General features: G+C 79.4%; 8 protein-coding genes. 1 reads left to right on the forward strand and 7 read right to left on the reverse strand.

The features are described from left to right. Nucleotides 1-90: 90 nt before the first annotated feature. The 6 genes from recN to ACI78U_RS24495 form a co-directional block, all read right to left on the reverse strand. Nucleotides 91-1,986, reverse strand: a complete 1,896-nt coding sequence (gene recN, locus ACI78U_RS24470; RefSeq protein WP_456878048.1) for a DNA repair protein RecN — start codon at nucleotides 1,984-1,986, stop codon at nucleotides 91-93. Beyond that, nucleotides 1,961-3,031 (reverse strand): NAD kinase, encoded by a 1,071-nt coding sequence (locus ACI78U_RS24475; protein ID WP_456878049.1) that lies wholly within the window; start codon nucleotides 3,029-3,031, stop codon nucleotides 1,961-1,963. Before ACI78U_RS24475 ends, recN begins: the two co-directional genes overlap by 26 nt. A gap of 116 nt (nucleotides 3,032-3,147) precedes the next feature. Beyond that, complete coding sequence (locus tag ACI78U_RS24480) at nucleotides 3,148-3,945, reverse strand: TlyA family RNA methyltransferase (RefSeq protein WP_456878050.1); 798 nt, start codon at nucleotides 3,943-3,945, stop codon at nucleotides 3,148-3,150. Then, nucleotides 3,945-4,205 carry a hypothetical protein gene (locus tag ACI78U_RS24485; protein WP_456878051.1) on the reverse strand — a complete coding sequence of 87 codons (261 nt, stop codon included), beginning with the start codon at nucleotides 4,203-4,205 and terminating at the stop codon, nucleotides 3,945-3,947. The genes ACI78U_RS24480 and ACI78U_RS24485 overlap by 1 nt, the downstream gene beginning before the upstream one ends. Before the next feature lie 196 nt (nucleotides 4,206-4,401). Further along, the gene (locus ACI78U_RS24490; protein ID WP_456878052.1) at nucleotides 4,402-5,502 is read right to left on the reverse strand and encodes an HAD-IIA family hydrolase; all 1,101 of its coding nucleotides are present in this window, start codon (nucleotides 5,500-5,502) and stop codon (nucleotides 4,402-4,404) included. Further along, complete coding sequence (locus ACI78U_RS24495) at nucleotides 5,499-5,930, reverse strand: tetratricopeptide repeat protein (RefSeq protein ID WP_456878053.1); 432 nt, start codon at nucleotides 5,928-5,930, stop codon at nucleotides 5,499-5,501. Before ACI78U_RS24495 ends, ACI78U_RS24490 begins: the two co-directional genes overlap by 4 nt. Before the next feature lie 108 nt (nucleotides 5,931-6,038). Between ACI78U_RS24495 and ACI78U_RS24500 the strand changes: the two genes are divergently transcribed. Beyond that, nucleotides 6,039-7,367, forward strand: a complete 1,329-nt coding sequence (locus tag ACI78U_RS24500) for a DUF1015 domain-containing protein (protein ID WP_456878054.1) — start codon at nucleotides 6,039-6,041, stop codon at nucleotides 7,365-7,367. A 23-nt stretch (nucleotides 7,368-7,390) separates the two neighbouring features. Here ACI78U_RS24500 and ACI78U_RS24505 read toward each other — a convergent pair whose 3' ends face one another. Next, on the reverse strand, nucleotides 7,391-7,636 hold the full coding sequence (locus ACI78U_RS24505; protein WP_456878055.1) for a hypothetical protein: 246 nt from the start codon (nucleotides 7,634-7,636) through the stop codon (nucleotides 7,391-7,393). Nucleotides 7,637-7,775 lie beyond the last annotated feature (139 nt).

Raw genomic sequence — 7,775 nt, forward strand, 5'->3', positions numbered from 1 at the left:
ACCCGCCCCCCCCCCCCCCCCCCCGCCCCCCCCCCCCCCCCCCCCCCCCCCCCCCCCCGCGGCCCCCCCCCGGGGGGCCCCCGGGGCCCGTCAGGCCCGGGCGGCCGCGGCCACCGCGAGCAGCTCCCGGGCGTGGGCCTGGCCGGTGTCGCTGTCGGTGAGGCCCGAGAGCATGCGGGCCAGCTCGCGCACCCGGTCCTCGCCGTCGACGGCGCGGATGTCGGTGGCGGTGACCCCGGCCGCGGTGTCCGGCGACTTGTCGACCACCAGGTGGGTGTCGGCGAAGGCGGCCACCTGCGCGAGGTGCGTGACCACGACGACCTGGTGGTCGCGGGCCAGCCGGGCCAGCCGCCGGCCGATCTCGCCGGCCGCCTGTCCGCCGACGCCGGCGTCGACCTCGTCGAAGACCATCACCGGCACCGGGTCGGCGCCGGCGAAGACGACCTCGATCGCGAGCATGACCCGGGAGAGCTCGCCGCCGGACGCGCCGCGGTGCACCGGCCGCGGCGGGGCGCCGGGGTGGGCGGCCATGAGCAGGGCGACCTCGTCGGTGCCGTCGGGGCCGGGTTCGCCGGGATGGCTGTCGATGGAGAACGACACCCGGGCGCTCTTCATGGCCAGGCCCGCGAGCTCCCGGCCCACCTCGGCGGCGAACCCGTCGGCGGCGGCGCGGCGGCCGGCGGAGATGCGGGCGGCGAGCTCGTCGACCTCGGCGCGGGCGGTGTCGCGGGCGGCGGCCAGCGCCTCGAGGGCCTCGTCGGACACGTCGAGCGCGGACAGCTTCTCGCGCGCCTCCTCGGCCCAGGCCAGCACGCCGGCCAGGCCCTCGCCCGGGTCGGCGTACTTGCGGACCAGCGCGGTGATCGCCGCCCGCCGGTCGAGGACCTCGGCCAGCCGCGCCGGGTCGGCGTCGAGGTCGGCGACGTAGCCGGCCAGCTGGACGCTGACGTCGGAGACGACCGCGACCGCGTCGGCGAGGTCGCGGGCGAGCAGCACCAGCGCGGGGTCGTCGGTGGTCGCGAGCGCCCGCTCGGCGGTGGCCAGGGCGGCGGTCGCGTCCTGCGGCAGCCCCTCGGTGCCGAGGTCGCCGGTGACGTCGCCGACCAGCGCCATCCGGGCCTCGTCGACGGCGGCCCGCAGCGCGTCGGCGTCGCCGAGCCGCTTGGCCTGGGCGTCGAGCGCGTCGTCCTCGCCGGGCTCGGGGGCCAGCGCCTCGATCTCCTCCAGCCCGTGCCGCAGCACGTCCGCGGCCTGGGCCAGCTCGCGGGCCTGGCCGCGGCGGCGGTCGAGGTCGGCGGCGAGCTCGCGCCAGTGCGCGTAGGCGGCGCGGTAGGTCTCCAGCAGCTCCAGGTGCGCGGGGCCCGCGTAGCGGTCGAGGGCGTGCCGCTGCTCGGCGGGGCGGGACAGCCGCAGCTGGTCGCTCTGCCCGTGCACGGCCAGCAGCCCCTCGGCCAGCTCGGCGACCACGCCGACCGGCACGCTGCGCCCGCCCAGGTGCGCCCGCGAGCGGCCCTCGGCGCTGACGGTGCGGGCCAGGATCAGCGAGCCGTCCTCGTCGGGCTCGGCGCCGGCCTCGGCGGCCCGCTCCCACACCGGGGACTCCGCGGGCAGCTCCAGCCGCCCCTCGACGCCGGCCCGGCCGGTGGCGCGGACCCGGCCGGGGTCGGCGCGGCCGCCGAAGAGCAGCGTCAGGCCGGTGACGACCATCGTCTTGCCGGCACCGGTCTCGCCGGTGACCACGGTCAGGCCGCGGCCGAGCTCGAGGGTGACGTCGTCGATGGCGCCCAGGCCGCGGATGCGCAACTCGGTGAGCCGGCCCCGGGCGGGCGCGGCGTCCGGCGTCGCGGAGCCGGCGGCGGCCTCCGGTGTCGCCGCCACCTCGGCCTCGGCCGGGGTCTCGGCCGGGGTCTCGGCCGGCGCGGTCTCCGGAGCCGGGGCGCGCCGGGTCCGCCCGGCCCGCTCACGCGTCGGCGTCCGCGGAGCCATCGCACACCTCCTCCCGCCCGGTCGCCGGGGTCGCGGGTGCGCCGTTGCCGCCCGGGGGCAGCGACACGACGTCACGCATGAGCACGTTGCGCGACGGCGGCAGCTCGTGGCCCGGGTCGTGCCGGCGGGCGTTGCGGAAGCCGCGCACCGGCAGCCCGAACTTGGCCACCAGCCGGTCGCCGAAGGTGGCCGCGTGCACCCGGGCGATGCGCACCGGCCGCTCGGCGCGCCGGACGTCGACCCGGCCGCCGTCGGGGACGTCCATCGCGCGGCGGCCGTCGGCGGACACGCGGGCGCGGTTGCCGTCGGGCGGGATGGCGACCGACAGCACCGAGTCCGGCGAGGTGACCAGCGGCCGGGCGAACAGGGCGTGCGCGTTGGTCGGCACCAGCAGCAGCGCCTCGACGTCGGGCCAGACCACCGGGCCCCCGGCGGAGAAGGCGTAGGCCGTGGAGCCGGTGGGAGTGGCGAACAGGACGCCGTCGCAGCCGAAGCTGGTCAGCGGCCGGCCGTCGATGGAGATCACCACGTCGAGGACGCGGGAGCGCTGGGCCTTCTCGACCGACACCTCGTTGAGCGCCCAGGTGCCGCCGACGACGGCACCGGCAGCGTCGACGACGTCGACCTCGACGGCGAGCCGCTTCTCCACCGCGTACTCGCAGCGCTCGATGGCGGTCAGGGTCTCCTCGACCGCCTCGGGCTCGGTCTCGGCGAGGAAGCCGACGCGGCCGAGGTTGACGCCCATGAGCGCCGCGTGGCTGAAGCGGGCCAGCTCGGCGGCCCGCAGGAACGTGCCGTCACCGCCGAAGACCATGACGATCTCGGCCCCCCGGGCCGCCTCGGCGTCGGCGGCGACCACCTCGGCGCCCGGGATGCCCAGGTCGTCGGCCTCGTCCTCGAGCACGCGCACGGTGATGTCCGCGCGCGCCAGCCGGGCGGCGGAGCTGCGCGCCAGCTCGACGATGTCCTCGCGCCCGGTGTGCACGGCCAGCAGCACGTGCCGCCCGCCACCGGGACGCCATGCGTCCTGGCCGGACTCGCTCATCGGTCCTCCACGCTGGTCACTGTGCGGTCCCGTCGCTGCTCTACCCGTCCTGCGGTCCCGGTCGGTCGCGGGCTCCGTCCCAGCGTCCCCCGCGACCGGCCCGCCCGCCCGGGCGGTCACCGCGGGCCCTCCTCGACGGCTCTCAGCACCGCGGACTCCTCCGGGCGCCCGGCGTCGCGGCGCAGCCACAGGAAGAACTCCACGTTGCCCGCCGGGCCCGGCAGCGGGCTGGCCACCACCCCGGCGGTCCCCCAGCCCAGGTCGGCGGCGGCCGTGGCCACCCCCAGGACGGCGTCCGCGCGGGCGGCCGGCTCCCGGACGACCCCGCCGGAGCCCAGCCGCTCGCGGCCGACCTCGAACTGCGGCTTGACCATGGGCAGCAGGTCGGCCTCCGCGGTGGCGCACGCGGTGAGCGCGGGCAGCACCAGCCGCAGCGAGATGAACGACAGATCGGCGACGACCAGGTCGGCCGGGCCGCCGATCTGCGCCGGCTCCAGCGTGCGGACGTTGGTCCGCTCGAGCACCCGCACCCGCTCGTCGGTGCGCAGCGACCAGGCCAGCTCGCCGTAACCGACGTCGACCGCGACCACCTCGCGGGCGCCGCGGGACAGCAGCACCTCGGTGAACCCGCCGGTGGAGGCACCGGCGTCCAGCGCACGGCGGCTCGCCACCGCCACCCCGAAGGCGTCGAGCGCGCCGAGCAGCTTGTGCGCGCCGCGGGAGACCCAGCGCTGCTCGTCGGGGTCGGTGCGCACCACGACGGGGGTGGCCGGGTCGACGGCAGTGGCCGGCTTGGTCGCGGCCTGCCCGGCGACGGCGACGCGACCCGCGGAGATCAGCTCGACGGCGTGCTCGCGCGAGCGGGCCAGTCCCCGCCGCACCAGCTCGGCGTCGAGTCGGCTGCGGCGCGGCATCAGAGCTGGTCGATCGTGGCGAGTTCGCGTCGCAGGCGGTCGTGCTCGGCCTCGAAGACGGCCACGTGCTCGGCGACGGGGCGCTGGTCGAGCCCGGCCAGGGGGTTCCCCACGGCGGCGCCCGTGCCGTCGGCCGGGGCCGGGGCCGGGGCCACGAGTGCACCGGGGCCGGCCGGAGCGGCCGTGCCGGCGACCGGCGCGGCGGCGGGACCGGTCCGCGGCGGGCCCGGGACCGGTCGCGGTCGGCTCGGCTCGGTCATGGCAGCGACCTTCCGGACGAGGGAGCAGGAGGTCTCCGGGCGGCGGGCCCGGGACGGGACGCGGCGGCGTCCCCGGCCCGCGAGACTACCGGCCGGGACCGACGCGGACCGCCGCGCGGACGGGATCGGGGACGGCCCCACGGGGCACCGGGACGGGCCGGGCGCCCCGGCCCGCGCGGCCGCCCGGCGGTCCTCGTCACCGGGCCAGGTCCCAGCCGGCGAGCACGCGGCGGGCGTCGTCGTCACCGGCGCGCACCGCCGGCGCGGCCGGCTCCCCCGGGCGCGACCAGGACGCCACGCACAGCGCACGCAGCCCGTCGAGACCGTCGTCCCCGCTCGCGCGGTCGCGGCCGGCGACGTCCGGGACGGCGCGCAGCACGAGCGTGCCGTCCCCGTCGGCGGATGCCGCCCAGCCGCCGCAGCGCCAGCCGCCCTCCTCGGCGACGACGGGGGGATGCGGGACCAGCAGGCCGCCGGCGTCGTGCGCGAGCAGGTCGGGGCGGTGGAGAGGGCCCGCGCCCAGCAGCAGCGCCGGGTCGGTGACCCCGCTGAGCACCAGCAGGCTCGCGGCGCCGGCGCGGTGGCTGCCCTCGATATCGGTGTCGAGCCGGTCGCCGACGACGAGCGGGCGCCGCGCCCCGGTGCGGCGGACGCACTCGGCGTGCATCGCCGGGTCGGGCTTGCCGGTGACCATCGGCGCCACGCCGGTGACCCCGCGGACCACGCCGACCATCGCCCCGTTGCCCGGCAGCGGACCGCGCGGCGAGGGGATCGTCGCGTCGGCGTTCGTGGCCACGTGCCGGGCGCCGCGCCGGACCGCGACGACCGCCTCGGACAGCTGCGCCCAGCCGACCTCCCGCCCGTAGCCCTGGACGACCGCGGCCGGGTCGTCCTCGGCCCGCTCCACGACGGTCAGCCCGGCCGCCCGCAGCGCCGCCGCAACACCGGGCCCGCCGACCGGCAGCACCCGGGCACCGGCACCGAGCAGTGCGGCGACCACCGAGGCGGCCGCCTGGGAGCTGGTGATCACCTCGTCGGCGGTGGCGGGGACGCCGAGCTCCGCCAGGTGCCGGGCCACCTCGTCCGGCGGGCGCGCCGCGTTGTTGGTGACGAAGCCCAGCCGCATGCCCGACGCCCGGGCGGCGGCGAGCGCGGCCGGGACCCCGGGCACCGCGTCGGGCCCGACGTAGACGACCCCGTCGAGGTCGAGCAGGGCGACGTCGAAGAGCTCGGCGGGTGGCCGGGGACTGCCGGCGGCCAGACCGCCCGGCACGGGACTGCCGGGGACGGTGCTCACGCCGCCCCCGGTCCCGACGCCCGTCGTGCCCGGACCCCGCGCAGCGCCCGCGCGTAGTGCGGCAGGTCGGGACGCAGGGCGACCGCGAGGGCCAGGTGCTCTGCGGCCAGGTCCAGGTCCCCGGCGCGGCTGGCGGCCAGGCCGAGGCCGAAGTGGGCGTAGTCGTCGGTGGGGTTGCCGGCGGCGAGCTCGCCGAAGCTGTCGACGGCCTCGCCGTAGCGGCCGGCGTCGTACTGGGCGCGGGCCAGCGCCTCCAGGACGCTGCGCGAGCCGGGCTCGGCCTCCGCGACCCGGGTCAGCAGGGTCGCCGCGGCCGCGGGGTCGCCGTTGCTGAGCAGGTCCAGGCCGCGGCGGTACCACTCGTAGACCCCGCCCTCGGGTCCCTGCCCGTCGGGTGTACCCCGTCCCGGGGCTCCTGCTGTCGCCACCGACGCCCTCCCGTCCTCCCCGGGTCCGCCTCCCCCGCCCGGAGCGCGTCCGGACCCGGGGACCGGTCGCCCGGGCGGCCCGGAGCGGACGGCTCCTACGATCATGTCGTGCACCCGTCGCCGCTGGGCTCCCCGCCACGCCTCGCGACGGGGCTCGACGTCCGGCCCTTCCGGGCCCTCACCTACCGCCAGCGGGACCCGGGGCACCTGGCCCGCGTGAGCTCGCCGGCGTACGACCTGGTGACCCCGGACGGCGCCGAGCGGCTGGCTGCCGCCGACCCGCACAACATCGTCCGCCTGATCCTCCCCGGGGGCACGTCCGGACCGGGTACCGCCGGTGCGACCGGTCCGGCGGCGGCCGGCGACGTCGCGGCCCGCGCCGCCGGGACGCTGCACGCGTGGGAGCGCGCCGGGGTCCTGGTGCTCGACGACCGCCCGGCGATGTGGCGCTACGAGATGCGACCGGCCGAGGGACCGCCGACGGTCGGCTGGCTCGGGGCGGTCGCGGTCGCCGGGTCGGGCGGGCGGGCGGTGCTGCCGCACGAGGACACCTTCCCCGCGGCCGTGGAGGGCCGCCGGGCGTTGCTGGCGGCGACGGCCACCGACCTCGAGCCGATCGTCCTCGCGCACGACACCGAGCCGGAGGTCGCCGCGCTGACCGCCGCGGCCGGCGCCGGCGCCCCGGACCTCGAGGTCGTCGACGCCGACGGGGTCGCCCACCGGCTGTGGCGGGTGACCGACCCGGACGTCCTGGGGCGCCTGCAGGAGGCTCTCGCCCGCACCGGTGCGGTCATCGCCGACGGGCACCACCGCTACGCCGCCGCCCAGGCGCTGCACCGCACCCATCCCCGGGGCGACTGCCAGGGCGACTGCCGGATCCTGGCGCTGCTCACCCCGATGGGCGCCGGCGGGCTGCGTGTCGAGCCGATCCACCGGGTCGTTCCCGACCTGACGCTGCAGCACGCCGGGGAGGCCGCCGCGCGCGGCTTCACGGTGACCGAGGTGCCCGCGGAGGCGGACCCGCTCGCCGTCGCCGCGGCGGCCCGGCCGCTGCTGGGAACGCTCGACGACGGCTTCCTGGTCACCGACGGCCGGCGCCTGCTGCGCCTGTCCGACCCCACGCCGGAGGTCCGCGCCACGGTGCCGGCCGAGGCGCCCCCGTCCTGGCGGCGGCTCGACGTCGTGCTCGCCACGGCCGGCCTGGTGACCGCGCTGTGGGGCCGCGCCGACGACCCGGGCTCTCTGCTGGTGGCGCACGACCTCCCCGAGGCGGTGCGACTGGCCGGCGCACGGGCCGGGGTGGCGGTGCTGCTGCGGCCACCCTCCCCCGCCGACGTCGCCGCGGTCGCCCGTGCCGGGGCGCGGATGCCGCGCAAGTCGACGCTGTTCGTGCCCAAGCCGCGCACCGGCCTGGTGCTGCGGCCGCACGCCGGCTGAGGACCGCGCCGCCTCCGGGCTCCTCACGCCGTCCGCACCGTCCCCGGGGCTCCTGACCGCGGGACCTTGCGGCCACGCCGGCAGTTCACCTCGCACACCGACACGGTGCCCTGGCCGGTGCGCCAGAACCGCCGTTGCCGCGCGCCCTCCACCTCGACGACGTCGCCCGCCTCCCAGGCGGCCACCCGCCGCTGCAGGCCGCGGTCGTAGGTGATGCAGGTCAGCACGTCGACCGAGGACCCGCGGGCCCGCGGCTCGGGTCGGCGCACGACGAGACGGAAGGTCACCAGCGGGTCGCCGCTGGGGAGGGTCCGGGGGGGGGGGGGGGGGGGGGGGGGGGGGGGGGGGGGGCGGGGGGGGGGGGGGGGGGGGGGGGGGGGGGGGGGGGGGGGGGGGGGGGGGGGGGGG

The sequence above is a fragment of the Geodermatophilus sp. SYSU D00710 genome (genome assembly GCF_054050195.1).